This window comes from Gordonia hydrophobica NBRC 16057, assembly GCF_001592365.1.
Classification (GTDB): domain Bacteria; phylum Actinomycetota; class Actinomycetes; order Mycobacteriales; family Mycobacteriaceae; genus Gordonia; species Gordonia hydrophobica.
Window position 1 is genome coordinate 22976 of record NZ_BCWU01000017.1, and the last position, 24428, is coordinate 47403.

General features: G+C 68.0%; 23 protein-coding genes. 10 read left to right on the forward strand and 13 right to left on the reverse strand.

Going from position 1 to position 24428, the window contains the following annotated elements:
- Positions 1 to 21: 21 nt before the first annotated feature.
- Genes GH2_RS20180 through GH2_RS20190 form a run of 3 tightly spaced genes read right to left on the reverse strand, consistent with a single transcriptional unit; the run spans position 22 to position 2925 of the window.
- Entirely contained in the window at positions 22 to 792 is a 771-nt protein-coding gene (locus GH2_RS20180; RefSeq protein ID WP_244885449.1) for a siderophore-interacting protein, read from the reverse strand.
- The gene (locus GH2_RS20185) at positions 785 to 1873 is read right to left on the reverse strand and encodes a FecCD family ABC transporter permease (protein ID WP_066172171.1); all 1089 of its coding nucleotides are present in this window, start codon (positions 1871 to 1873) and stop codon (positions 785 to 787) included. Before GH2_RS20185 ends, GH2_RS20180 begins: the two co-directional genes overlap by 8 nt.
- Positions 1870 to 2925 carry a FecCD family ABC transporter permease gene (locus tag GH2_RS20190; protein WP_084247665.1) on the reverse strand — a complete coding sequence of 352 codons (1056 nt, stop codon included), beginning with the start codon at positions 2923 to 2925 and terminating at the stop codon, positions 1870 to 1872. The genes GH2_RS20185 and GH2_RS20190 overlap by 4 nt, the downstream gene beginning before the upstream one ends.
- A gap of 38 nt (positions 2926 to 2963) precedes the next feature.
- Here GH2_RS20190 and GH2_RS20195 point away from each other — a divergent pair, with 38 nt between their 5' ends.
- Entirely contained in the window at positions 2964 to 3908 is a 945-nt protein-coding gene (locus tag GH2_RS20195; RefSeq protein ID WP_239589184.1) for an ABC transporter substrate-binding protein, read from the forward strand.
- Positions 3905 to 4690: an ABC transporter ATP-binding protein gene (locus GH2_RS20200; protein ID WP_066172175.1), complete on the forward strand. Its 786-nt coding sequence runs from the start codon at positions 3905 to 3907 to the stop codon at positions 4688 to 4690. Before GH2_RS20195 ends, GH2_RS20200 begins: the two co-directional genes overlap by 4 nt.
- Positions 4691 to 4706: 16 nt before the next feature.
- On the opposite strand, the gene GH2_RS20205 is transcribed toward GH2_RS20200, so the two are convergent.
- Complete coding sequence (locus GH2_RS20205) at positions 4707 to 5024, reverse strand: DUF2853 family protein (protein ID WP_066172176.1); 318 nt, start codon at positions 5022 to 5024, stop codon at positions 4707 to 4709.
- A gap of 225 nt (positions 5025 to 5249) precedes the next feature.
- Between GH2_RS20205 and GH2_RS20210 the strand changes: the two genes are divergently transcribed.
- Together GH2_RS20210 and GH2_RS20215 are read left to right on the forward strand one after the other, a co-directional pair.
- On the forward strand, positions 5250 to 6461 hold the full coding sequence (locus GH2_RS20210; protein WP_066172177.1) for an oxygenase MpaB family protein: 1212 nt from the start codon (positions 5250 to 5252) through the stop codon (positions 6459 to 6461).
- A 49-nt stretch (positions 6462 to 6510) separates the two neighbouring features.
- Positions 6511 to 6984 (forward strand): nuclear transport factor 2 family protein, encoded by a 474-nt coding sequence (locus tag GH2_RS20215; RefSeq protein WP_066172181.1) that lies wholly within the window; start codon positions 6511 to 6513, stop codon positions 6982 to 6984.
- Positions 6985 to 7005: 21 nt separating this feature from the next.
- On the opposite strand, the gene GH2_RS20220 is transcribed toward GH2_RS20215, so the two are convergent.
- Both GH2_RS20220 and GH2_RS20225 read right to left on the reverse strand, forming a co-directional pair.
- The gene (locus tag GH2_RS20220) at positions 7006 to 9369 is read right to left on the reverse strand and encodes an ATP-binding cassette domain-containing protein (RefSeq protein WP_239589183.1); all 2364 of its coding nucleotides are present in this window, start codon (positions 9367 to 9369) and stop codon (positions 7006 to 7008) included.
- A gap of 33 nt (positions 9370 to 9402) precedes the next feature.
- Positions 9403 to 11547 (reverse strand): serine/threonine-protein kinase, encoded by a 2145-nt coding sequence (locus tag GH2_RS20225; RefSeq protein ID WP_066172187.1) that lies wholly within the window; start codon positions 11545 to 11547, stop codon positions 9403 to 9405.
- Between the two features lie 157 nt (positions 11548 to 11704).
- Here GH2_RS20225 and GH2_RS20230 point away from each other — a divergent pair, with 157 nt between their 5' ends.
- From GH2_RS20230 to GH2_RS20245, 4 genes are all read left to right on the forward strand, one after another.
- Positions 11705 to 12736 carry a phosphotriesterase family protein gene (locus tag GH2_RS20230; protein ID WP_066172190.1) on the forward strand — a complete coding sequence of 344 codons (1032 nt, stop codon included), beginning with the start codon at positions 11705 to 11707 and terminating at the stop codon, positions 12734 to 12736.
- A gap of 9 nt (positions 12737 to 12745) precedes the next feature.
- On the forward strand, positions 12746 to 13225 hold the full coding sequence (locus GH2_RS20235; protein WP_066172192.1) for a Fur family transcriptional regulator: 480 nt from the start codon (positions 12746 to 12748) through the stop codon (positions 13223 to 13225).
- A gap of 26 nt (positions 13226 to 13251) precedes the next feature.
- Complete coding sequence (gene katG, locus GH2_RS20240; RefSeq protein WP_066172195.1) at positions 13252 to 15456, forward strand: catalase/peroxidase HPI; 2205 nt, start codon at positions 13252 to 13254, stop codon at positions 15454 to 15456.
- 194 nt (positions 15457 to 15650) lie between these two features.
- Positions 15651 to 16685, forward strand: coding sequence for an LLM class F420-dependent oxidoreductase (locus GH2_RS20245; RefSeq protein WP_066172199.1), 1035 nt, complete (start codon positions 15651 to 15653; stop codon positions 16683 to 16685).
- Between the two features lie 381 nt (positions 16686 to 17066).
- Here GH2_RS20245 and GH2_RS20250 read toward each other — a convergent pair whose 3' ends face one another.
- The 3 genes from GH2_RS20250 to GH2_RS20260 form a co-directional block, all read right to left on the reverse strand.
- On the reverse strand, positions 17067 to 17348 hold the full coding sequence (locus tag GH2_RS20250; protein ID WP_066172202.1) for a hypothetical protein: 282 nt from the start codon (positions 17346 to 17348) through the stop codon (positions 17067 to 17069).
- Positions 17329 to 18171 carry an adenylate/guanylate cyclase domain-containing protein gene (locus GH2_RS20255; RefSeq protein WP_066172269.1) on the reverse strand — a complete coding sequence of 281 codons (843 nt, stop codon included), beginning with the start codon at positions 18169 to 18171 and terminating at the stop codon, positions 17329 to 17331. The genes GH2_RS20250 and GH2_RS20255 overlap by 20 nt, the downstream gene beginning before the upstream one ends.
- Positions 18172 to 18252: 81 nt before the next feature.
- A complete protein-coding gene (locus GH2_RS20260; RefSeq protein ID WP_066172205.1) occupies positions 18253 to 18534 on the reverse strand; it encodes a hypothetical protein in 282 nt (93 codons plus the stop codon).
- Between the two features lie 141 nt (positions 18535 to 18675).
- Between GH2_RS20260 and GH2_RS20265 the strand changes: the two genes are divergently transcribed.
- On the forward strand, positions 18676 to 19023 hold the full coding sequence (locus tag GH2_RS20265) for an RNA polymerase-binding protein RbpA (RefSeq protein ID WP_066172208.1): 348 nt from the start codon (positions 18676 to 18678) through the stop codon (positions 19021 to 19023).
- A gap of 87 nt (positions 19024 to 19110) precedes the next feature.
- On the opposite strand, the gene GH2_RS20270 is transcribed toward GH2_RS20265, so the two are convergent.
- From GH2_RS20270 to GH2_RS20285, 4 genes are all read right to left on the reverse strand, one after another.
- A complete protein-coding gene (locus GH2_RS20270) occupies positions 19111 to 19893 on the reverse strand; it encodes a polyprenol monophosphomannose synthase (protein WP_066172210.1) in 783 nt (260 codons plus the stop codon).
- Positions 19893 to 21518, reverse strand: a complete 1626-nt coding sequence (lnt, locus tag GH2_RS20275; RefSeq protein ID WP_372434608.1) for an apolipoprotein N-acyltransferase — start codon at positions 21516 to 21518, stop codon at positions 19893 to 19895. The genes GH2_RS20270 and lnt overlap by 1 nt, the downstream gene beginning before the upstream one ends.
- Positions 21519 to 21528: 10 nt before the next feature.
- Positions 21529 to 23145, reverse strand: a complete 1617-nt coding sequence (locus GH2_RS20280; protein WP_066172272.1) for an amidohydrolase — start codon at positions 23143 to 23145, stop codon at positions 21529 to 21531.
- A 95-nt stretch (positions 23146 to 23240) separates the two neighbouring features.
- Positions 23241 to 23780, reverse strand: coding sequence for an FxsA family protein (locus GH2_RS20285; protein ID WP_066172213.1), 540 nt, complete (start codon positions 23778 to 23780; stop codon positions 23241 to 23243).
- Between the two features lie 87 nt (positions 23781 to 23867).
- Here GH2_RS20285 and GH2_RS20290 point away from each other — a divergent pair, with 87 nt between their 5' ends.
- Positions 23868 to 24416, forward strand: a complete 549-nt coding sequence (locus tag GH2_RS20290) for a ferredoxin-like domain-containing protein (RefSeq protein WP_066172216.1) — start codon at positions 23868 to 23870, stop codon at positions 24414 to 24416.
- Positions 24417 to 24428 lie beyond the last annotated feature (12 nt).

Below are 24428 nucleotides of genomic sequence, written 5' to 3' on the forward strand. Positions count from 1 at the left end.
ACCGCCTTCCGCGACCCGGCGTCAGCCGCGGGCGCGTCCCCACCGCCAGTAGCCGGAGAACACGATCCGGTCGGGACGAACGCCGCGGTCGACGACGAGATGCCGCCGCACCGTCGCGGTGACGCCCTGTTCTCCGCACACCCACGCGGCGTTCACGTCGCTCGGTATCGGAGCCCGCCGCACGGCGTCGACCAACGCCGCCCCGGGCAGGCCCGCGCCGCGCGTGACCCACGTCTGTGAGGCGCAGTCGCCGAGCGGAAGCGCGTCGGCGGTCGATTCGGTCTCGACGATCACGTGCAGGCGCGCCCCGGCCGCCGCCGTCTCGACGATCCGTGCCATGGCAGGAAGTGCCGTCTCGTCGCCGATCACCCACGTGACACCCCTGGCCGCACCGGCGAAGAGTGCGGCGCCCTCGACCACTCCGAGAGTCGTGCCGGCGACGGCGTGGGTGGCGAACCGGCTGCCGGGCCCGGTGTCACCGTGCAGAATCACGTCGACGTCGATCTCACTCGACTCCGCGCGGTGGTTCCGCACCGTGTACCAGCGCAGGTCCGGGCGTCGATCGTCGGGCAGCGCCGCGACGGCCGCCCGAATGTTCGCGTGGATCCCGTGCTCGGGCAGCGCGACGAGGTGTCCGGGACGCTGCGGCATCAACAGCCCGAGGTACTCATCGGGTCCGGACGGCAGCAGTCCCGCGAGTTCCGGTGCGGAAAGAGTGAGCCTTCGCATCCGCGGTGTGAGATCGCGGACGGCGGTCACCACAGCCCGGTACGCCGGACGGCGCTCATCCACGACGACCGCCTTCTCGGACGAGGATCCACAGGAAGAAGGCGCCGCCGACCGAGATGGTGACGGCACCGACCGGGATCGGGACTCCGAACGCGTACAGCGCGATCAGATCCGCGCTCGCCAGGAGCACCGCGCCCGTCAGCGCCGATGCGACGAAACTGCTCTGTCGGCAAAGACTGCGGGCGATGTGCGGCGCCACCAACGCGACGAACGCGATGGGACCGCCCACGGCGACGCCCGCGGCGACCAGGACGGTCGCGGCGGTGACCAGAACCCAGCGTTGGCGGGTGATCGAGACGCCGAGCGACGTGGCCGTCGCGTCGCCGAGGTCGGCGATCCTGGTCCCCGGCCCCACGGCGACGAGCACGGCTGTCACCAGCATCAGAACGAGGCCGACCGGTGCGAGGTCGCTCCAGGTCGCGCCCTGCAGCGAACCGATCAGCCAGGTCTGGGCGGTGACCGCACTCGCGACGAAGACCTGCGTGAGGATGTAGTCGACGATCGCGGTGCCGATCGCCGCGACGGCGACGCCCACCAAGACGAGTTGAACGCCGTGCAACCCGGTGCGGATGGTCAGCACCATGATCAGAGCCGCGGCCGCGATGGCGCCGATCGCGGCGCCGACAGCGGCCTGTTCGAGCGAGCCGCGCAGCACGACGAGGACGATGACGGCGCCGACGGAAGCGCCGTTGCTGACGCCGAGGATGTCGGGGCTGGCGAGTGGATTGCGGGTGAGGTTCTGAAAGATCGCTCCGGCGACGGCGAGTGCCGCACCGACCGTCATCGCGACCAGCGCCCGCGGCATGCGACGCTCCATCACGAAGAACTCGGCGAGTCGGCTGGGCGGTCGACCCGCGAGCGTGTTCACCAGATCGGGAACCGTGACGGTGAAGTCCCCGAGAAGCAACGACGCGATGAACAGGCCGACCAGTGCCGCAGTCAGCACCACGACCACCGTCAGCGTCCGCCGACTGTACCGATGCGACCAGCGTCGGCCGGAGCCGACGAGTACGCGGTCATCGCTGGTCAACGCATGCTCGGGAGCCTTCAGGATGCGGATTCCCAGACGCGTCCGGTCGGTCATGAGAGCGCCGATCGCCGCGCACCGACCACGAACGCGATCAGCACCGGACCGCCGATGAGGGCGGTGAGCACACCGACCGGGACCTCTTGCCCCTGTCCGACGAGGCGGCCGAGGATGTCGGCGGTCAGCAGCAGGCACGGACCGACGATGAGGGACACCGGAATCACGAGTCGCAGGTCGGGACCCACGAGCGCCCGCACCAGGTGCGGGACGGCCAGGCCGAGGAAGGCGATCGGACCGACGATCGCCGTCGCCGCACCGCAGAGCAGTGCGATCGCGACCAGGCCCCAGGCGCGCACCAGTCCGGGGCGCACGCCCAGGGCGCGCGCGGTGTCGTCGCCGAGCGCCATCGCGTTGAGGGCCGATGACAGGGCGAATGCACCGACCAGCCCCACGACGACGATCCAGACCACCGGCAGCGCCTCGGATGCGGTCCGGGCGGCCAGCGACCCCACGCGCCAGAAGCGGAACGAGTCGAGCACGGCTTCGTCGAGCAGGATCACCGAGTGAGTGACGCCGCTCAGTACTGCCGCGAACGCGACGCCCGCCAGCGTGAGGCGGACCGGCGAGCCGGCGACGAAGCGGCTCGCCGAGAACATCAGCACCACGCCGGAGGCGAAGAACGCACCGGCGAGGGCGAAGACCAGAGTGTTGCCGACACCCGCGGATCCGAGCACCGCGAGCCCTACGACCACGCCGAACGACGCGCCGGCGTTCACCCCGAGGATCCCGGGGTCGGCGATGGGGTTCCGAGTGATGGCCTGCATCAGCACACCGGCGACGGCCAACGCCGCACCGCTGATCACGCCGGTGATCGTCCGGTTGACGCGGAGCACTCCGACGATGTTCGCGACATCGGTGTCGCCGATGCCGAACAGCGCCTCGATCACGGCGCCGATCGGCGTGGCGCGAGCGCCGAGCGACAGGCTCAGCACCACGACGACGAACAGCGCGAACACACTGAGCGGCAGAATCAACCAGGCGCGACGCGGCGTTCTGCGGATCCTCGTGTCAGCGGCGTCGGTGGCCGGTTCGAGGAATGTATCGGACATGTTTGGTTAGTCTAACCAATCCCGTAGGATCTCCGACCATGACATCCTCCCCCTCTCTGATGAGACGGTCGATCCTCGCCGCGTCAACGCTCATCGCCGTGCTCGCCATGCTTCTCACCGCCTGCGGATCGTCGAGCTCGGACGACGCCGCGGGCTCCGGCGACCCGTACACCGTCGAGCACGCGATGGGCACCACCGAGCTGCCCGGCGTCCCCGCACGCATCGTGGTGCTCGACTCCCCGCACCTCGATGCGCTGGTGGCCCTGGGCATCACACCCGTCGGCGCGCCCGAAGTGCGTGTGGGACAGGGCTTCCCGGCGTACCTGGCCGACAAGCTCGCGGACACCGAACCCGTCGGCGGCATCGCCGAGCCCGACATCGACGCCATCGCCAACCTGGCGCCGGACCTGATCATCGGCGCCAAGGTGCGCCACGAGGCGATCTACGACCAGCTGACCGCGATCGCTCCCACGGTGTTCTCGGAGAACAGCGGCACCGACTGGACCGAGCAGGCCACGATCACCGCCGCCGCAGTGAATCAGTCCGGCCGGATGGCCGAACTGCTGCGCGCGCTGGACGAGCGCGCCGTCGAGGTCGGAAACAAGGTCGGCGCCAAGGGGACGACCGCGTCCATCGTGCGTTTCCGCCCGGACAACTTCCGGCTGTACGGCCCGCAGACCTTCTCCGGGTCGCTGCTCACCACCATGGGCTTCGACCTCGGTGACCGTGACTGGAACGAGTACTCGATGATGGAGCTGAGTCCGGAGTTGTACGAGCAGATCGACGGTGACGTCGCGTTCTACATGAGCCCCGGCGGCGACGCCGACGCCTCCTCGCAGAAGACCATCACCGCGCTCTGGTCGGGCATTCCGTCGGTCAAGGCGAACAAGGCGTTCGAGGTGGAGGACGACACGTGGATGGTCGGCATCGGGGTCATCGGCGCCGGCCTGGTCCTGGATCAGGTGGAGGACAAGCTCGCGTGAGCCCGACCCGTGGCTCCGTCCTGTCGGCCCGCGGCCTCACCGTCGAGTTCGACGGCGCGGTCGCGGTCGACGGGGTGGATCTGCAGATCCCGACCGGCGGCTTCACCGTGATCCTGGGGCCCAACGCGTGCGGCAAGTCCACCACGCTGCGGGCGATGTCGCGGGTCCTCAAACGGCAGGCGGGCGAGATCGCCTTCGACGGTCGTGCGCTGGAGACGTACGGCAGCAAGGAGCTGGCGCAACGGATGGGCCTGCTGGCACAGGATGCGGTGGCGCCCGAAGGCATGCGCGTGGCCGACCTGGTCTCACGGGGTCGCCATCCGTACCACTCGGCGTTCCAACGCTGGACCGCCGAGGACGACGCGGCGACCCGCGCGGCGATGGCGGCCACCCGGACCACCGACTTGGCTCAGCGGTACGTCGACCAGTTGTCGGGCGGTCAGCGGCAACGCGTCTGGGTGGCGCTGCTGCTGGCCCAGCAGACTCCGCTGCTGCTGTTGGACGAGCCGACGACCTTCTTGGATATCGCCCATCAGTATGAGCTGCTCGACCTGTTGAAAGAACTCAACGACGACGGGAAGACCGTCGTCGCCGTGCTGCACGATCTGAATCAGGCGGCGCGCTATGCGGACACGCTGATCTTGATGAAGCAGGGACGGATCGTGGCGTCCGGTTCTCCGCGCGAGATGATCACCGCGGAGCGGGTGCGCGAGGTGTTCGGCCTCGACGCAATCGTGGTGGACGACCCGGTGACCGGTTCACCGATGGTCGTGCGTCGGTGAACCGGTCGCGCGGCGACTACTTGAAGACGTCGAGCTTGCCGTACTTCTCGGCCAGCAGGTAGTACACGGCCAGTCGCGGATTCGGCTTGCCGTTCTTCATGGTGGCCAGCACGTCGGCGATGGCCGCGTCGAGGTCGGCATCGGGGTCGGTGAGGCCGAGCTTCTTCTTCAGGAAGTTCTCCCGGACGGTCTTGAGCTCGGCGGGGTCGCTGGCGGAGACCAGTGAGGCGTCGCGATTGCTCAGGACGAGCCGGTACGTCGCAGCCATCTTGTCGACGACGTCGACGTCGGCCTCGGGGGCGTACTCGAGGACGCTTGCGCGTGCATCGGTCATGAAGAGGACCTTCCTTCCAGAGTCTGTTTCCTCTGCCAGCGCACAGTACGCGCGGCCACCGGCGACGGCAGGGCGAGCGGCGGAGTCCTGGCGGACTGATGCGGTCGCCATGCCGCGTCACCTGCATAGTGAGACGAAACTATAGATTTATCGCACTCGACTGCCTACCGTGGAGATCACCGGGTCGGATGCAGGGTTCGACCCCGCTGCGAATGGGGAACGACGATGGCGACGACGATTCCGACGCGACATCCAGCGGAGCCGGTCGCGGTCCCCGGCGGCATCGAGATCTTCGGCCGACTGCTGGGTGTCGGCAGGCCGTCGCCCGAGCAGTTCGCCCGATTGGGCGCACTTCTCATGGTCGGTGACCCGGTGATGGACGCCGTCGTCGCCGAGATGGCCGACGCCGGGATGCGCCACACTCGGCCGCTGTTCGAGCAGGCGCTGGTCGCAGGCATCGACTCGGTCGAGGACGCACCGCCGACGATGATCGAGTTCTTCCGCTCCATGGAGGCCACCCCGGACTGGGTGGATCCCGACCAGGTGGCTCTCGCCGCGCGGGTGATGCAGAGCGGTGGCGCCGACGGGCTCTACATCGCACGGGACGTCGCGCTGATGGGCGGCTACCAGTTCTCCGGCTTCAACCAGACCCTGCTGCGGACCGGCGCCCTCACCAAGGGGTCCAACAAACGGTTCGCCGAGACCTCGCGATGGGCGCTCGACGTGATCAGCGAAGGCGGACTCGCCGTGCACGGCACCGGATACTGTTCGACGATCCGCGTCCGGTTCATCCACTCGATGGTCCGTCGGCACGTGGAGGCGATGCCCGATTGGGACACCGGCCGGTGGGGGTTGCCGATCAATCAGACCGACATGGCGGCAACTCTCGTCGGATCGCTGGTGGCGCCGTCGATCGGCGTCGCAGGCCTGGGACTGGTGAACAACCGTCGCGAGTACGAGGCGATCGCGCAACTCACGCGCTACGTCGGATGGTTGATCGGCGTCGACGACGACTATCTGCCGCGCGACTTCCGGGACGCCGTCCGGATTCTCACGCACACCTCGGCGGCCCTGTCCGTGCCGGACGAGACGTCGAGAGAACTGGCGTCGCCGATGGCCGACGACCCCGACCAGTGGCACTACGACTCGCTGCCCGCACTGCGACGCCGGGTGGCGAAATCGCAGCATCTCGGCATCGCCCGGGTCTTCCTCGGCCGCCGCGCACTGCGGCATCTCGGCGTCGACGACTCGGCGCTCCCCTGGTATCCGCCGATGATCTTCGGCGTCAACCTGTTCCGGTCCGCCGCGGCGCAACTGCCGGGAGGCCGACGACGCGCAGCGCGAGCCGGCCTGCGGCGAGCCGAAGCGTTCATGGCCACCATGGCCCCGACCCCCGTCGTCATCGGCGACTCCTCCGAGATCGCCCGAGCGGCGTGAGTCCGTGCACTAGTGTCCACATTCGACAACCGATGGAGAGGAGCGGCCGGTGACCGCTGAGGACATCCGGGCGATCGAGACGCTCAAATACCGTTACCTGCGCGCCGTCGACACCAAGGACTGGGACGGCCTCGCAGCGACGCTCACCGCTGATGTGCACACCGATTACGGCTCACAGTTCGGTGGCCGCCCGTTGGCATTCACCAGCCGTGACACCGTCATCGACTACCTCCAGCAGGCGATGGGCGGAACACTCGTCAGCGAGCACCACGTGGGGCATCCGATCATCGACATCGATCCCGACGACCCCGCGCGGGCGACGGGAAGCTGGTATCTGCACGACACCGTGATCGTGCCCGACCACGATGTGATGATCACCGGCGCCGCGTTCTACACCGACACCTACCGCAAGACCGACGACGGATGGCGGATCAGCTCCACCGGCTACCAGCGGACGTACGAGGCGACCAGCAGACTGTCCGCCGTCGACTTCCATCTGACCCGAGGCGCCGCACTCCCCTGACCGAGTGCCTGCCACCTCGCCTCACCCGACGTACTCGGCGAGGTGCTCACCGGTCAGGGTGGCCCTCGCGGCGACCAGTTCGCGTGGAGTGCCCTGGAAGACCACGCGTCCGCCGTCCTGCCCGGCGCCCGGACCGATGTCGATGATCCAGTCGGCGTGTGCCATCACCGCCTGATGGTGCTCGATCACGATCACCGACTTGCCCGCGTCGACGAGGCGATCGAGCAGCCCCAACAGCTGTTCGACGTCGGCCAGGTGCAGACCGGTGGTCGGCTCGTCGAGAACGTAGACGTCCGCCTTCTCCGCCATCGCGGTGGCGAGCTTGATGCGCTGTCGTTCCCCGCCGGACAGGGTGGTGAGCGGCTGACCGACCTTCACATAGCCGAGGCCGACGTCGGACAGGCGCAGCAGGATCTTGTGGGCGGCGGGGATGCGTGACTCCCCCTCCCCGAAGAAGGCGGTCGCCTCGTCGACCGACATCTGCAGGACCTCGCTGATGTCACGACCACCCAGGTGATAGTCGAGAACGGCGGCGTCGAAACGCTTTCCGTCGCAGACGTCGCACGGTGTGGCGACCCCGGCCATCGTCGCGAGGTCGGTGTAGATGACGCCAGCGCCCTTGCAGGTGGGGCACGCGCCGTCGGAGTTCGGGCTGAACAACGCGGGCTTGACCCCGTTGGCCTTCGCGAACGCCTTGCGGATCGGATCGAGCAGGCCGGTGTACGTGGCGGGATTGCTGCGCCGGGATCCACGGATCGCCGTCTGGTCGATCACCACGGCGCCGGCGTCCGACGGCATGGAGCCGTGGATCAGCGAGCTCTTGCCGGAGCCGGCGACACCGGTGATGACGGCGAGCACCCCGAGCGGGAGATCGACGTCGACGTCCTGCAGGTTGTTGGTCGAGGCTCCGCGGATCTCGATGGCGCCGGACGCCGCACGCACCGCGTCCTTGAGCTGAGCGCGGTCGTGCAGATGGCGCCCCGTCAGCGTGTCGGCGCTCTGCAACTCCTCGACGCTGCCCTCGAAGCAGACCTGCCCGCCGAGCGAACCAGCGTGCGGCCCGAGGTCGACGACGTGGTCGGCGATCGCGATGGTCTCCGGCTTGTGCTCGACGACCAAGACCGTGTTGCCCTTGTCGCGGAGCCGGAGCAGGAGCGTGTTCATCCGCGCGATGTCGTGCGGATGCAGTCCGACGGTCGGCTCGTCGAAGACGTAGGTGATGTCGGTGAGCGAGGACCCGAGGTGACGAATCATCTTGGTGCGCTGTGCCTCACCGCCCGAGAGGGTGCCGGTCGGCCGTTCCAGCGACAAATAGCCCAGACCGATCTCGACGAACGACGCCAGGGCGTCGCGAAGCTTGATGAGCAGCGGTGCGACGGTCGGGTCGTCGAGGCCGGCGACCCAGTCGTGAAGGTCGGTGATCTGCATCCGGCAGGCGTCGGCGATGCTGACGCCGTCGATGCGGGCGGTGCGCGCGGGCTCGGCTAGCCGGGTGCCGTCGCACTCCGGACAGGCGCTCGCGGTGACCGCGCGCTCGATGAACGCCCGGATGTGCGGTTGCACCGAATCGATGTCCTTGCTGAGCATCGACTTGGTGATCTTCGGAATGACGCCCTCGTACGTCAGGTTGATGCCCTCGACCTTGATCTTCGTCGGTTCGCGATACAGGAGGTCGTGCAGTTCCTTCTCCGTGAACTGACCGACCGGCTTGTCCATGCTGAAATACCCGCTGCCGCCGTAGATCCGGCCGTACCAGCCGTCCATGCTGTATCCGGGCACCTTCAGCGCGCCCTCCGACAGGGACTTCTCGGCGTCGAAGATCTCGGTGAGGTCGATGTCTGAGACGGTGCCCATGCCCTCGCAGCGCGGGCACATGCCGCCGAGTCGCTCGAACGTCTGCTTCACGGCGCGCGACTCGGAGTTGCGCTCCACCTTGATCGCGCCGCTCCCCCGTACCGTCGGCATGTTGAACGAGAAGGCATTCGGGCCGCCGATGTGCGGTGTGGCGATCTTGCTGAACAGGATGCGCAGCATCGCGTTGGCGTCGGTGAGCGTGCCCACCGTGGAGCGCGGGTTGCCGCCGATCCGTTCCTGGTCGACGATGATCGCCGTGGTGATGCCGTCCAGGACGTCCACGTCGGGGCGGGCGAGCGTCGGCATGAAGCCCTGGACGAAGGCGCTGTAGGTCTCGTTGATCAGGCGTTGCGACTCGGCGGCGACCGTGCCGAACACCAGCGAGCTCTTGCCTGAACCGGAGACGCCGGTGAAGACGGTCAGCCGACGTTTCGGGATCTCGATGCTGACGTCCTGCAGGTTGTTGACGCGCGCGCCCTGCACGCGGATCAGGTCGTGAGTGTCGGCCGGCAGCGATGCGGAAGAAGGCATGGCGGCCATTCTTCCGCATCGCCGACGCGAGTGTCAGCGGACGCGGACTCCGAGGACCGCCTTCTCCACTTCGGCCTTGGTGGCGGCGTCGCCGATGGGGCTGGCCCCGATCACGAAGGTCATCGGCGAGCTGTTGATGACCGCGGCGATGATGTCGTCGCCTTGGATGCCGGGCTGGTTGCTGACGCGAATGCTCGCGTGCACGAGCGTGTACCTGGTCCGGTTGTCTTCCAACGTGTTGTTGCGTGCGTCGGCGATCGACGCCGGAGACGGATCGGTGCTCGAGTACGCGTTGCTGGACGGGAGGCACTCGACGAGTTTGCGGGCGATGGCCTCGGTGTCGTCGCCGAACCGGGCGGGCAGCGTGCCGATGGCGATGACCGCCTGCCAACTCGACGACGACGCGGGCCGCGGCGTGGCCAACGCCGAAGCGGTCACGGCGAAGGGGATCTGCGTCGCCGAATCGGCGGCCCATCGCGGTGTGGGCAGCTGGGCCTGCGGAATCGTGATGTTCAGATTCGTGAATGTGGTCGACGCCGTCGAACGCGGGGTGGCGCCGATGCTGCACTGCGTGGGCACGCCGTTGACGATTCCCGGATCGGATCCGACGGAGGTGCTGGGCGACGAGGTCGTGGTCGAGGTGTCCGGGGTCGTGGTGTCGCTGGTGGTCGTGCTCGTCGTGGTGGACGACGTGGCGACGGTGCTCGGATCGTCGCCGCCCCGGAAGACGAAGAATCCGACCACGCCGATCAGTGCGATCACGACGACCACCGCGGCCACGATCGCCAGGATCTTGCCCGTGTTGTTCTTCGGGGCTCCACCCGCGCTGCCGTACGGCTGCCCGCCGTAACCACCGGGCGGCGGACCGCTGTAACCACCACCGGGTCCACTGGGGCCGCCGTACCCGCCCGATCCGACCGCGCCGTAGGGCTGTGCGCCATACGGCTGATAGGCCGCCTGCTGCGGATACTGCTGCTGGGGAGGCTGCACCGGCTGAGACGGGACCGGCTGAGACTGGGCAGGTTGGGGCTGGGACTGCGGTGTCTGCTGGTAGGGCGCCTGCGGGTACGGAACCGCGCCGGGACCGACCGGTGTGGTCGGGGTCGTGGGGGTGGTGGTTGGTGTGGTCGGGGCGGACTGGCCCGGTTCCTGCGGTGCCGACGGGCCCTGGGCCGTGTACGCCGCGGTGCCGCTCCCGAACGGGGAGGTCGTCGGCTGGGGTGTCGAGGGCTGGGGTGTCGAGGGGTGGGGCGTCGACGGGTGAGACGGTGAGGGCTCCGGTGTGATCGGCCCCGGGTTGATCATCGTCGGTGCATAGGCCGCCCCGCTCTGAGCGGTGAATCCGGGACGGGAGATCGCTCCGGCGAGGTCGGAGGCGAAATCGCCGCACGACCGGTAGCGGCGCGCCGGATCCTTGTCCATCGCTCGTGCCAACACCGTGTCGACGGCGGGCGCCAACGTCGGCAGGACGGCGGTGGCGCTCGGCGGATGGTTGTTGAGGTGAGCGTTGATGATCGCGGTCGGGGTCTGGAGCGGGAACGGCGCCCGACCGGTGAGGAGTCGGAATGCGGTGCAGGCCAACGCATATTGGTCTGAACGGCCGTCCAGCTCCTGCCCCCGCAACTGCTCCGGCGAGCAGTATTGAATGGAGCCGACCGTCAGGTTGGCGGCGGTCAGTGCCGTGTCGTTGGTCAGTTTGCGCGCGATCCCGAAATCGGTGAGATAGATCTTGCGGCGCGACGACCCGTCGTCGACCAGGATGTTGGCCGGCTTCACGTCGCGGTGCACCATGCCGCGCGAATGCGCGTAATCGAGCGCGTCGGCCACCGCGGTGATGATCTCGGCGATCGTGCGCGCGTCGCCGACGCCGTCGCGCTTGAGCATCGCATCGCAGTCGGATCCGGGGATGAACTTCATCGTGATCCACAGCTGCCCCTGGTACTCGCCGCGGTCGTAGACGCTGACGATGCTCGGGTGATCCAGTTGGGAGGCCAGATCGGCCTCGCGCGTGAACCGGGCCCGATACGTCGCGTCGGCGGTCAACTCCGCGGGGAGCACCTTGAGGGCGTCTTCACGCGGGAGTCGCGGGTGAGCGGCCAGATAGACCTCGCCCATGCCGCCGACGCCCAGGCTCCGTACGATCCGGTAATCGGCGAAATACTGCCCCGCGCTCAACATGATGAACAGCCTAAGTGATGCCCGAAGACTGTGGAGAGTACCGGACCGCACCATGCCTCATCGGCTTCTTCCGTAACCGGCACAAACGCCTGCGCCGACGACTAATTTGGGCTGTGGTCACGGTGCCTGTCGGCACCGGGTTTCAGCGAGAGGCGCCATGCAGAGCATCAATACCGCGACGGGAACGGTCGGAGTGGACCGACTCGGCGTGACGCTCACCCACGAACACATCTTCGTGCTCAATGAGGACTATCGCCTCAACTTTCTGCGCGGGTGGGACGACGACGCGCAGATCGCCGCCGCCGTCGATCAACTCACTCGACTCAAGGCCGCGGGCGTCGACACGCTGATGGACGTCTCGGTGGCCGGACTCGGGCGCAACGTGGAGCGAATCGCGAAGGTCGCCGAGCAGGTCGATCTCACCATCGTGCTCGCCACCGGCTTGTACACCTTTCACGATCTGCCGTTTCAGTTCCATTACACGGGCCCCGACCTGGGCCTCGACGGCCCGGATCCGCTCGACGAGGCGTTCGTCCGTGACCTCACCGTCGGGATCGGCGACACCGACATCAAGGCGGCGTTCCTGTTCTGCGCCATCGAAGCTGAAGGGCTCAGCGCAGGCGTCGAACGGGTGATGCGCGCGGTGGGGCGCGCCGCGGTCGCAACCGGCGCCCCGATCGTCGTCCACACCAACCCGCACACCAAGTCGGGGCTGATCGCCCAACGCGTTCTCGCGGGAGAGGGCGTGGACCTGACGCGGGTGCAGATCGCTCATTGCGGCGACACCACCGATCTGGACTACCTCATGCAGGTGGCCGACGCCGGTTCCACGCTGGGCATGGACCGGTTCGGCGTCGACGTCCTCCTCCCCTACAGTGAGCGCTTCGCCACGGTGACCGCGCTCATCGAGAAGGGTTATGCCGATCGAATCGCGTTGTCGCAGGACGCTTTCTGCTTCAGCGATTGGTTCGAGGACGATCAGCGGCGGCTGGTGGCGCCCGACTGGGACTACTTCCAAGTGACCGGCCGCGTGATTCCGGACCTGCTCGCCGCGGGCGTGGAACAGCAGGTGATCGACACGATCATGCGGTACGGCCCGCGCGACTTCCTTGCGCCGCCGCACAGCACCCCTGCTGCCCTCGCGGTGGCAGATTTCAATAAATCTGGACTTGGTCCAAAAAACAGGTAGTATCGAGTCATGGCAGCCATCGATTACACCGCAGAGATCCGAGGCGCCGGGCTGAGAGTGACCCGGCCTCGACTGGCTGTCCTGGCGGCTCTCGACGCACACCCACACGCCGAGACCGAGGCCGTTCTGGCCGCGGTGCGCGAGGCGTTGCCCGGGGTGTCGCGCCAAGCCGTCTACGACGTCCTGCATGCCTTGACCGATGCCGGACTGATCCGACGGATCCAGCCGTCGGGTCACGTGTCGCTGTATGAGACCCGGATCGCCGACAATCACCACCACCTCGTGTGCCGCGTCTGCGGTGACGTGCGCGACGTCGACTGCGCGGTCGGTGAGGCTCCGTGTCTGGAAGCGGCGAACGACCACGGTTTCGCGATCGATGAGGCCGAGGTCATCTACTGGGGCGTCTGCCCCGACTGTGCGACGAACAACGACTCCGCGCACGGAGCAGAACGGCTCCGTGACGGTCCGCCCACTGAACCCCATCGCTGACCAGCGATAATGTGAAAGGAACCGCAGTGTCCGATCAACAGCCCGACGCGAACGCAACCGGCTGCCCGGTGCACGGTGGCCAGATGGCCGCGCCCTCCGAAGGAGGCGGTAATCGTGACTGGTGGCCGAAGCAGCTCAACCTGAAACTCCTCGCCGAGAATCCGGACGAGGGCAACCCCATGGACCCGGACTTCGACTACGCGAAGGCCTTCGAATCGCTCGATCTCGATGCCGTCCGCCGCGACCTCGAGACGCTGATGCACGACTCCAAGGCCTGGTGGCCTGCGGACTACGGCCATTACGGTCCGCTCTTCATTCGCATGGCCTGGCACTCAGCGGGCACCTACCGGGTGGCCGACGGTCGCGGCGGTGGCGGCCACGGCATGCAGCGCTTCGCCCCGCTGAACAGCTGGCCGGACAACGCGGGTCTGGACAAAGCCCGACGGCTGCTGTGGCCCATCAAGAAGAAGTACGGCAGCAAGCTCTCCTGGGGCGACCTGATCATCTTCGCGGGCAATGTGGCGCTGGAGTCAATGGGTTTCCAGACCTTCGGCTTCGCAGGCGGTCGTACCGACAAGTGGGAGCCGGAGGAGATCTACTGGGGTCCCGAGACCACCTGGCTCGACGACCAGCGGTACACCGGCGAGCGCGATCTCGACAATCCGTTGGCGGCGGTGCAGATGGGTCTGATCTACGTCAATCCCGAAGGCCCCAACGGCAATCCGGATCCGCTGAAGTCGGCAATCGACATCCGCGAGACGTTTGCGCGCATGGCGATGGACGACGAGGAGACGGTGGCGTTGATCGCCGGCGGCCACACCTTCGGCAAGACGCACGGCGCCGCCGACGCCGGCCAGTACGTCGGTCCGCTGCCCGAAGACGCCCCGCTGGAGACCATGGGTCTGGGATGGAAGGGCTCGTTCGGCACCGGATCCGGCGTCGACGCGATCAGCTCGGGCATCGAAGGCGCGTGGAACAGCACGCCGACCACGTGGGACAACAACTTCTTCTGGACGTTGTTCGGCTACGAGTGGGAGACGTACACCGGGCCGGGCGGCGCGGTGCAGTGGCGACCCAAGGACAATGCAGGCTCCACCAGCGTGCCGGACGCGGGTGACCCGGAGAAGCGTCACCAGCCGATGATGCTGACCAGTGACATCGCTCTGCGTGAGGATCCGATCTACGGTCCCATCTCACGACGCTTCCTGGAGAAGCCGAGCGAGTTCGCCGACGCCTTCGCTCGCGCGTGGTTCAAGCTGACCCACCGCGACATGGGCCCCCTCTCGCGCTACCTGGGCAAGGAGGTGCCCGCAGAAAAGCTGATCTGGCAGGATCCGGTGCCCGAGGCGACTTACCAGCAGATCGACGCGTCGGATGCCGCGACGATCAAGCAGCAGATCCTCGATTCGGGTCTGACGGTGTCGCAGCTGGTCAAGACCGCATGGGCGGCCGCCGCGTCGTACCGCGGCTCGGACAAGCGAGGCGGCGTCAACGGGGCGCGCATCCGCTTGGAGCCGCAGCGCAGCTGGACGGTCAATGAACCCGCGGAACTGGACAAGGCGCTGACCGTGTTGGAAGGCGTCGCCGAGGCGTTCAACGCCGAAGCCGGTGCCAAGCAGGTCTCGGTCGCCGACGTGATCGTGCTCGGTGGCGCCGCGGCGATCGAGAAGGCGGCCAGTGCGGCCGGTCATCGCGTCGAGGTACCCGTCTCGCTCGGCCGTACCGACGCCGCGCAGGAGGACACCGACGTGGAATCGTTCCGCGTCATGGAGCCGCGGTGGGACGGCTTCCGCAACTACCTCGCTGCGGATGCGCCGATTCCCGCCGAGTACCTCCTGGTGGACCGGGCGCAGTTGCTGCAGGTGTCCGGGCCGCAGATGACCGCCCTCATCGGCGGACTGCGTGTCTTGGGCGCCAACTACGGCGGCGCGCAGGAGGGCGTGCTCACCGATCGGCCCGAGGTGCTCTCGAACGACTTCTTCGTGAACATCCTCGATATGGAGGTCGAGTGGACCGAGGCCGCCGACGGCACCTATGTCGGCAGTGATCTGGCCAGCGGTGAGCGCAAGTGGACGGCTACGCGTGCCGACCTGGTCTTCGGTTCGAACTCGCAGTTGCGGGCTCTCGCCGAGGTGTACGGCTCGGACGACGCCACGGGCAAGTTCGTCGACGACTTCGTCGCCGCCTGGGCCCAGGTGATGGACAACGACAGGTTCGACCTGCACTCCTGATCCTGTCCGACCACCGCTGAGATCCCGCCGGAACGACGTTTCCGGCGGGATCTGCGCTGTGCGAAGTCTTGTCGCTCACTATGCCGCAATGGCATACTCAACAAGTTGCATATGGACGATGCACGCCGAGACGCGCCAGATGTACCGGGATCGCCGGGGCTCGGGGCGTCGAAACCACAGAGAGGTTGACGGATATGAAGTTAGGTCTCCAACTCGGGTACTGGGGCGCGCAGCCGCCCGCCAACCACCGGGAGCTGGTCGCCGCAGCCGAACGGTCCGGCTTCGATTCGGTCTACACCGCCGAAGCGTGGGGCTCGGACGCCTACACGCCCCTGGCCTGGTACGGCAGCGACACCGAGCGGCTTCGGCTGGGGACCTCGGTTCTGCAACTCTCGGCGCGGACGCCCACGGCGTGCGCCATGGCCGCACTGACTCTCGACCATCTGTCCGGCTGCAGGCACATCGTCGGTCTGGGCGTCTCCGGTCCCCAGGTCGTCGAAGGCTGGTACGGCCAGAAGTTCCCCAAGCCGTTGGCGCGGACGCGCGAGTACATCGACATCATGCGTCAGGTGTGGGCGCGCGAAGCGCCGGTGACCAGCGCCGGTCCGCACTACCCGTTGCCGCTCGACGGCGACGGCGCCACCGGCCTGGGCAAGGCGTTGAAGCCGATCGTGCATCCGCTGCGGAACGACATCCCGATCTTCCTCGGTGCGGAGGGTCCCAAGAACATCGCCCTGGCGGCCGAGATCGCTGACGGCTGGCTCCCCCTGTTCTTCACCCCTCGACTCGCGGATCAGTACAACGGCTGGCTCGACGAGGGGTTTGCGCGCGCCGGAGCCAGGAACACGCGCGAGACGTTCGAGATCGCGGCCGTCGCCCAGATCGTGTTGACCGACGACCGCGATGCGGCCTACGCCGCGATCAAGCCGTTTCTGGCGCTGTACATGGGAGGCATGGGCAGCGAAGACACCAACTTCCACGCTGAGGTCTATCGCAGGATGGGATACAGCGACGTGGTGGACGAGGTCACCGCACTCTTCCGGTCCGACCGCAAGGAGGAGGCGGCCGCGATCATCCCTGACGCGGTGGTGGCCGATTCGGCGATCGTCGGCGACGAAGCGCACGTCCGGGAGCAGATCGGCGTCTGGGAGGCGGCCGGCGTGACGACGATGCTGGTCTCCCCCGGTTCGGTCGCCGAGGTGGAACGCCTGGCCTCCCTGATTCAGTGATCGAAGGTGAATGAGACTTGAATTAGGTGAACGGAAAGTGAACTAGAACGGAATGGAACTTGACTTCGGCTTGCGTACAGGTTACAAATGTATGTACGAACGCAAACGGAAAGGGTTCTACTATGCGTAAAAGCACGGGTTCGACCTTTGCATCCATGATTCGCGCCTTCGCTCGACTGATGTCTGAGCGGATGAACCAGAGCGCGAACCAGCGCCTGAGCCTGCAACTCGGCAACTCGCCGATCGCGGTGCTCGGCGCAGCGTAGGTCGCCACACAGTAACGGCAGCGGCGCCCGACGGAGATTCCGTCGGGCGCCGCTGCTGTTGTCTGACTCCCCGGCCCGCAGTGTCTCGACGAATGCTCAGTGTCTCGACGTATGCTCAGTGTCTCGACGAACGGGGCACGCCGCTGGTCAGATGCCAGAATCCGCACCGGCACTCGTACGACCGCAGCGACGGCCGCGACGGCGACTGCCGAGCGATCGCCAGAATCGCACCGGTCACGGCCGCGAGGGACGGGTACGCGATCTTCTCCGGTGTCGGGCAGGTGAACTGAACGGGTGGCACCTCGCGTTTGTGCTTGCGTGGACGCGCGTTGGCGGCGGCGGTCTGCGCCTCGATCCGCCGGTAGTAGGTCTCCAGTTCATCGTCGTCGAACGGCATCGCTCACCTGAGCCCGTTCGCCGTACCTCGGCACCACGCGGAAAACCTGCAGTTCTCGAGGGACGCCCTTCGCCTTGAAGCGCTTCCGCTTGATCGAGTAGTCCTCGAGGTCGACCTGTTCCAGAGTGGCGTCGCTGACGTACACCTCGCCGCCGCCCGCCGCGTCGCACACGCGCGCCGCGATGTTGACGTCGACGCCCAGGAAGTCGTCGCCGACGATCCGCGGCGCGCCGGTGTGCAGTCCGGCGCGGAGCGCCGGGCGGAAATCGTTCACGACGATCGAGCTGACGGCGCCGACGGCCTCGTGCGCGGCAGCGATTCCTTCGGCGGCGTCCACGAAGACGGCCATGGTGCCGTCGCCGAGGGTCTTGACCACTTGGCCGCCGTGGGCGCGGATCACCTGCTCGCTGGCCTCGTTGACTGCGTGGAGCAGCTCGAGCACCTGATCGTCGCCCGCGCGCAGCGCCCAGGACGAGAAACTGACCAGATCGGTGAACAGGATGGTCGCGGGCACCGGTCCCGCCGGATCGGGTCGACGACGTTCGATCACCGACTGCCAGACGGCGACCGAGGCGAGCCCGATCTCGCGTACCGCGCTCGGCCGGTCGCGACGCACGTCGCCCAAGACCTTCGCCACCCGGTCGGAGGTTCGCTCTGCGCGAGTGAGTCGACTCTCCGCGGGCGCCAGCCTGCGGGCCAGTCGGGCGACGCGGACCGCAGCGGTGCTCTCGTCGGTGCGGGCGAGCAGTTCGCTCGCACGGTGGAGGCCGGACCCCGAGACGGCGTCCGCGTCCGGTCCGTCGTTGCGCGGTTCGGCGTTCACGATCACTGATCTTAATGACGTAGGCCCGGCGACGACGGACGTGTCGCTCGTGACGTGAGTCTCGGGTCCGTGCTCAGGCGGCTACCGCAGTCGCTCGGCCTCCTGCGCCAGGCGCAGCAGTTCCGCGGCGAGATCGCCCAGTGATTCCTGGTCGGCGCGCTCGGAGATCGCCGTCGACAAGTCCTCGGCCGCGCACCGCAGCAGAAACATCCGGTCGCCCAGATCCTGCGCCTCGGCGGGACTGAGAATCAGTGCGTCTTCGGGAATAGACGTGCCTTCCACCAGCGTTCTCTGTTCGTAGGCGCGCTGGCGGCACGACCGCTTGCAGTACTTGCGTCGACGGCCCCGTTCCGAGTCCACCATCTGCCTACCGCACCACGCGCAGGCGTACGGACGGTGACGGGACGGAGATTCGGGCACGTCACGACGGTACCGCGTCACGGCGGTGTGCGCGCACACCGCGTAGAATGGTTCTGATATCCGACTGTTTGAGAGGAAGACTTCATGGCTGATCGAGTCCTGCGTGGTAGCCGGCTCGGAGCGGTCAGCTACGAGACCGACCGCGATCACGACCTCGCGCCTCGTCGACTCGTCCAGTACCGCACCGACAACGGCGAGATCTTCGACATTCCGTTCGCCGACGAAGCCGAGATCCCCGGCACGTGGCCGTGCAAGAACGGCATGGAGGGCAAGCTCCTCGAGGGCGGCGCGCCCGAGGAGAAGAAGGGCAAGCCGCCGCGCACCCATTGGGACATGCTGCTCGAGCGACGTTCCGAGGAGGAACTCGAAGTCCTCCTCACGGAGCGTCTCGACCTGCTGAAGCAGCGTCGTCGAGGCGGCGGCTCGGTGTAGGTCGCTCCAGACACCACAGGAGAAGGTCGGCCCGGGAGATCATCCCCGGGCCGACCTTCTCACGTCGGTGAACTCTCCTCGGGGCGCCTACTTCTTCCCGGCGCGGATCCCCGCGAGGCGTCCCTGAATGCCCCAGCGCGCCACATTGAGGAACGACTCGGCGATCACGCCGCCGTCCATCTTCGACTCGCCGATCTCGCGCTCGGTGAAGGTGATCGGGACCTCGCGGATGGTGAAGCCGTGCTGCAGCGTCCGCCACGCGAGGTCGATCTGGAAGCAGTACCCGGCAGACTCCACCTCGCTCAGCCCGATCTTCTCGAGGACTTCGCGCCGGAACGCCCGGTACCCGGCGGTGATGTCCTTGACCTTGGCGCCCAGCGCCAGACGCGCGTAGGTGTTGGCGCCCTTCGACAGGAACTCCCGGCGCTTGGGCCAGTTCACCAGGCGGCCGCCCGGCACATACCGCGAACCGATCACCAGATCGGCGCCGTCATTGACGGCGTCGAGCAGGCGGTGAAGCTGCTCTGGCGCGTGGCTGCCGTCGGCATCCATCTCCACGATCACCGCATAGTCGCGATCCAGTCCCCAGGCGAAGCCTGCAAGGTACGCCTTGCCGAGCCCGTCCTTGACCGTCCGATGCATCACGTGGATGCGACGGCCGGCGTCGTCGGCGGCGAGCTGCTCGGCGACGTCGCCGGTGCCGTCCGGGCTGGAGTCGTCGACGACGAGAACGTGGATGCCGGACTGCGCCTGCAGCAGCCGTCCGACGATGATCGGCAGATTCTCCCGCTCGTTGAACGTCGGAATGACGACGAGCGCGCCCGCGCCGTTCGCGTCCAGGACGCGCGATTCAGGATGCCTGCTGGTCATCATTCTCCTTCTGCAGTGACCGGTCCCCTCCGACCGGTGAACATATCGAGGCTAATGCGTCGACGCAACGCGAACAAAAATGCGGCCGCGGTCACCAGGACGACGACGCGTTGCGGCCACGAGCCCAATCGAACGGCCAGGGTGCGGCCCGTTCGCAGTTCCAGATCGGTCTGCAGGATGTCCGGGGTGAAGATCTCACTGCTCGAGATGAGCGATCCGTCCGGCGCCACCAACGCGCTGACGCCGCTGGTGGCGGCGACGATGACGCTGCGCCCGGTCTCGACCGCCCGCACCTGCGACATCGCGAGCTGCTGGTAGGTCATGTCCGTCTTGCCGAAGGTCGCGTTGTTGGTCGGAACGAACAAGAACTGCGCGCCTTCGCGCATCGACTGCTGTGCGGCGCGGTCGAAGGCCACCTCCCAGCAGGTGGCGACGCCCATCGTGACGTCGCCGTCGCGGGTCGATGCGATGAGGACCGCGGGTCCGGTGCCCGGCTTGAAATCGCCTGCCCGGTCGGCGTACGAGGAGAACAGGCGGAAGAAGCTGCGCCACGGCAGGTACTCGCCGAACGGCTGGACGATGTGCTTGTCGTACCGTCCGGACGGCGCGTCGTCGGCGTAGCCGTCGTGCTCTCCCCACAGCAGGGTCGAGTTGCTGGTGCCCGCGTCGTCGCCACCGGGGTTGGGAATCCACGTGCCGAAGGCGATCGGGGCGCGCGCCGCGGTGACGGCCGCGCGGATGCTCTCCGCGGCGTCGGGATACAGGGTTGGCGGGGTGTCCGCTGCGTTCTCGGGCCACAGCACCAGGTCGGGCTGCGGGCGGGTGCCGCCGGTGACCTGCGCGGCCATCCGGAGCGTCTCCGCGACGTGATTGTCCAGGACGGCGCGACGCTGCGTGTCGAAGTCCAGGCCGAGGCGCGGAACGTTGCCCTGGACTGCGACGACGTTCGTCTCACCGGTCTTCGACGTGAGGGGACTGCCGGTCGCAGCAAGAACTGCGCCCGCCCCGAGCGGCACCACCACGGCGGCCAGGGCGAGCGCCGCCGTTGCGGTACGCAGCCGCGCGCGTTGACCGATCACGGTCAGGATCAGTGCCGCCGCCGCGGCGCCGGATAGGGCGATCACGCCCGAGACGCCGGGTGCACCGATCACCGAGGTGAGCGGTAGATAGAGTCCGTCGACCTGGCTGAACGCGGTCCGCCCCCAGGGGAATCCGCCGAACGGAAACGCCGACCGAACCGCCTCGACGGTCACCCAACTCACGGCGAACCACACCGGACGGAATCGCAGACGCATCGTCACCGCCGCCATCGCACCGAACAGCGCGGTGTACGCGGCCATGACCGCCGCAAGCGCGAGCCACGGCACGGGGCCGACGTACTCGCCGATCCACGGGAGCAGCGGGACGAAGAACGCGAGACCGAACACGAATCCGGAACCGGCGCAACTACGCACCGACGGCCGGCCGACGACCATCACCGCGTACAGCAGCCCGAGCGAGATCGGCGCCAACCACCAGACGTGCCGGTTGGGCGGGAACGCCGCGTACATCAGGCCGCCCGCTGCCGCGGCGACGAGGACGCGCTGCCACCACGCGACCGCGACGGGCGTCGCCCCAGCCCTCACGCCCCGGCCCTCACGCGCGCCGGTAGATCGTGCGACCGCTCGCCACCGTCTCGACGCACTCCGGAAGGGTGGCGTCGGGACTCACGTCGGGAAGCGCGGGCACTCGCGACCGCGGATCGGTGGACCACCGCTGGACGCCCTCCTGCGACGCAGAGACGACCAATTCGTCGACATCCCACACGGCGTAGTGGGCGGGTGCGCCGGGTACCAGCGTCCCGGTGAGACCGTCGTTGACTCCTGCGGCGCGCCATCCGCCGCGCGTCGACGCCGCGAACGCTGCCCGCGGCGAGATGGAGCTGGTCGGCGTCCGGTGGTGGGCGGCGGCGCGGACCGTCGCCCACGGATCGATTGCGCAGACCGGCGAGTCGCTGGAGAAGGCCAGGGCGACACCGGCTTTGGCCAGCATGGCGAAGTCGTTCAGGGTTCCGCCGCGCTCCCCCAGTCGGGTCGCGTACAGGTCGTCGGATCCGCCCCATGCGGCGTCGAACAGCGGCTGCATGCTGGCGATGGCACCGCAGCGCGCAAAGATCTCGGCTTGCTTCGACGTCACCATCTCGGCGTGCTCCAGACGGTGCACGCAGCTGGCCAGCGCCGGTGTGCCGAGCTCGGCGGCGAGGATCTCGAGCGCCTCGGCGACCGCCGTGGTCGCCGCATCGCCGATCATGTGGAAGCCTGCCTGCACTCGGGCGTGCGTCGTGGCGCGCAGGTGATCGAGGATCACTTGTTCCGACAGATAGCGGACTCCGGTGGAGTCTGCGGCGTCGGCGTACGGCTCGCAAAGCCATGCCGTGTGTGAACCGAGAGCGCCGTCGACGAACAGGTCGCCCCCGATCGCGTCGGCGCCGGTGCGCTCCAGAATCGCGGCCACCTCGTCCGTCGACGCCGCGGCCTCACCCCAGTAGCGACGGACCAGGACGCCGTGCTCGACGTCGGCGATGGAGTGGAAATCGGCCAGTCCGCTGATGTCGGGACCGCCGTTCTCGTGCACCGCCACCACGCCGCGCGACGCCGCATGATCGAGCGCCAGCAGCTGGGCCCTCCGGCGTGCGGCGGGGGTGAGCAGATTGCGTGCCGTGGCGCGGACTCGGTGGTGCGCGTCGGCGACCAACGGCTCCTCGTCGGAGTATCCGAGCTCGTCCGCCAACCCGGGGACCAGGCGGCGCAGGGCGCTCGACGCCGCAGCGGAGTGCTCGTCGATCCGAGCCAGATACACCGCACGACCGCCTGCCACGGCGTCGATGTCCGACGTCGTCGGCGGATGATCCTGACCGGTCTCGTCGTCCGACCAGGCGGAGGCGTCCCACCCCAGGCCCCACACCAGTTCGTCGTCGTTGGCGGCGAGGTACGCGGCGAGCTGCTGGAGACAGTCCGACCGACTAGTGGCGCCGGTCAGATTCAGTCCGCCGAGAGCGATTCCGGTGTCGGTGAGGTGCACATGCGAGTCGACGAACGCGGGGCTCACGAACCGCCCCTGCAGGTCGACCACTTCGGCGTCGGGGTGCAGCGCGCGTCCGACGTCGTCGGACCCCACCCAGACGATGGTTCCGTCGGTCACCGCCATGGCGGTGGCGTCGGGAACTGCGGGCGAAGAATAGACCATGCCTCCGAGGAGCAACTGCGTCGTCACGACGGCCATTCTCCCAGACGCACACGGTGCTTCGCGCGTCGCGTCCGTCACTGTCGGGCCTATCGGGACGCGGTGGAACGGGGAAGGGGATCCGGTCAGTCGTGCGCTGCGCGGGGCAACTGCGGAACCTCGACGTACACGGAGCCGTCGGGATTGCGAACGGTGGTGTCGACGACGTCGACGTCGACGGTTCCGTCGACGTACGCGTGCCTGCCGAAGCCGAACCCACGGCCGCCGATGGGCTGTCCGTCGATGGTGACGACCGTCATCTGCTCGGCGATGCGGCTCGCGCGGCGTGCGGCGGTGGCGGCGACGACCGGACGCAGCAGACGCCGGGCCGGGCCGGTCATCAGCAGCAGTCCGACGACGGTCGAGACCACGCCCGGCAGGATCGTCAGCAGGGCGGCCACTCCGAACAGCGCGGAGTCGGTCAGCGGCTTGCCGGGGGCCACCTCCTGACGCATCGCGCGGCGGATGTCCGCACCGACGGTGCGCGCTCGTCGGCCGAGCACCGCGTACCCGATTCCGGTCGCGAGCATGGTGATCAGGAAGGCCCAGGCAAAGCCGAGGAAGTGGGCCATCGTCCAGAAGACGGCGACCTCGGCGACGACGTATCCGACAAAGATGTACCTCATACTCAGTACAACGCACGACCCCGTGATTTTTCTCCCGACACCTCGCGCCGCCGGTTTCGGCGCAGGGTCGGGATCTACGCTGGACCGGTGAGCTCTCCCGCAGACCGATCCCCCGGCGTCTTCCACCGCGATCCGGCGACCGCCGTGCTCGTGGCCCGCATCGGGTTGATCGACGGCCGGATCGAGGCGGCCGCGTTGACGGCGCTGGCCGACGCGGTCGCCGACGTCGGCGCCGATCACATCCAGTTGACCGCCCATCATCGACTGGAGGTCCACGGTATCGCCGATCGGCACGTCGGGGAGTTCGGGGACCGCTTGGCCGACGCAGGCCTCGGTGCGCCGCTCGCCGTCCCCGTCCACCGTGAGGGCGACGGTATGGATCCCCAGGTCGGTTGGTTCGCGCACGGCGACGGTCTGGTCCGCGTGGGCGCCGTCACCGCTCACGGCAGGCTCTCTGCCGAGCAGGCGAAATACGCGGGCGCGATCGGCGTGCCGGTCACGATCACCCGACGCCGCGAGATCGTGATCGACGGCATCGGCGAGGCCGTCGCAGACACCGTCGTGAGAGTCCTCGCTCCGCTCGGCTTCATCTTCGACGCGAACTCGGAATGGGCGAGCCCGGCGGCAGTCGACTGACCTGAGCGCGAC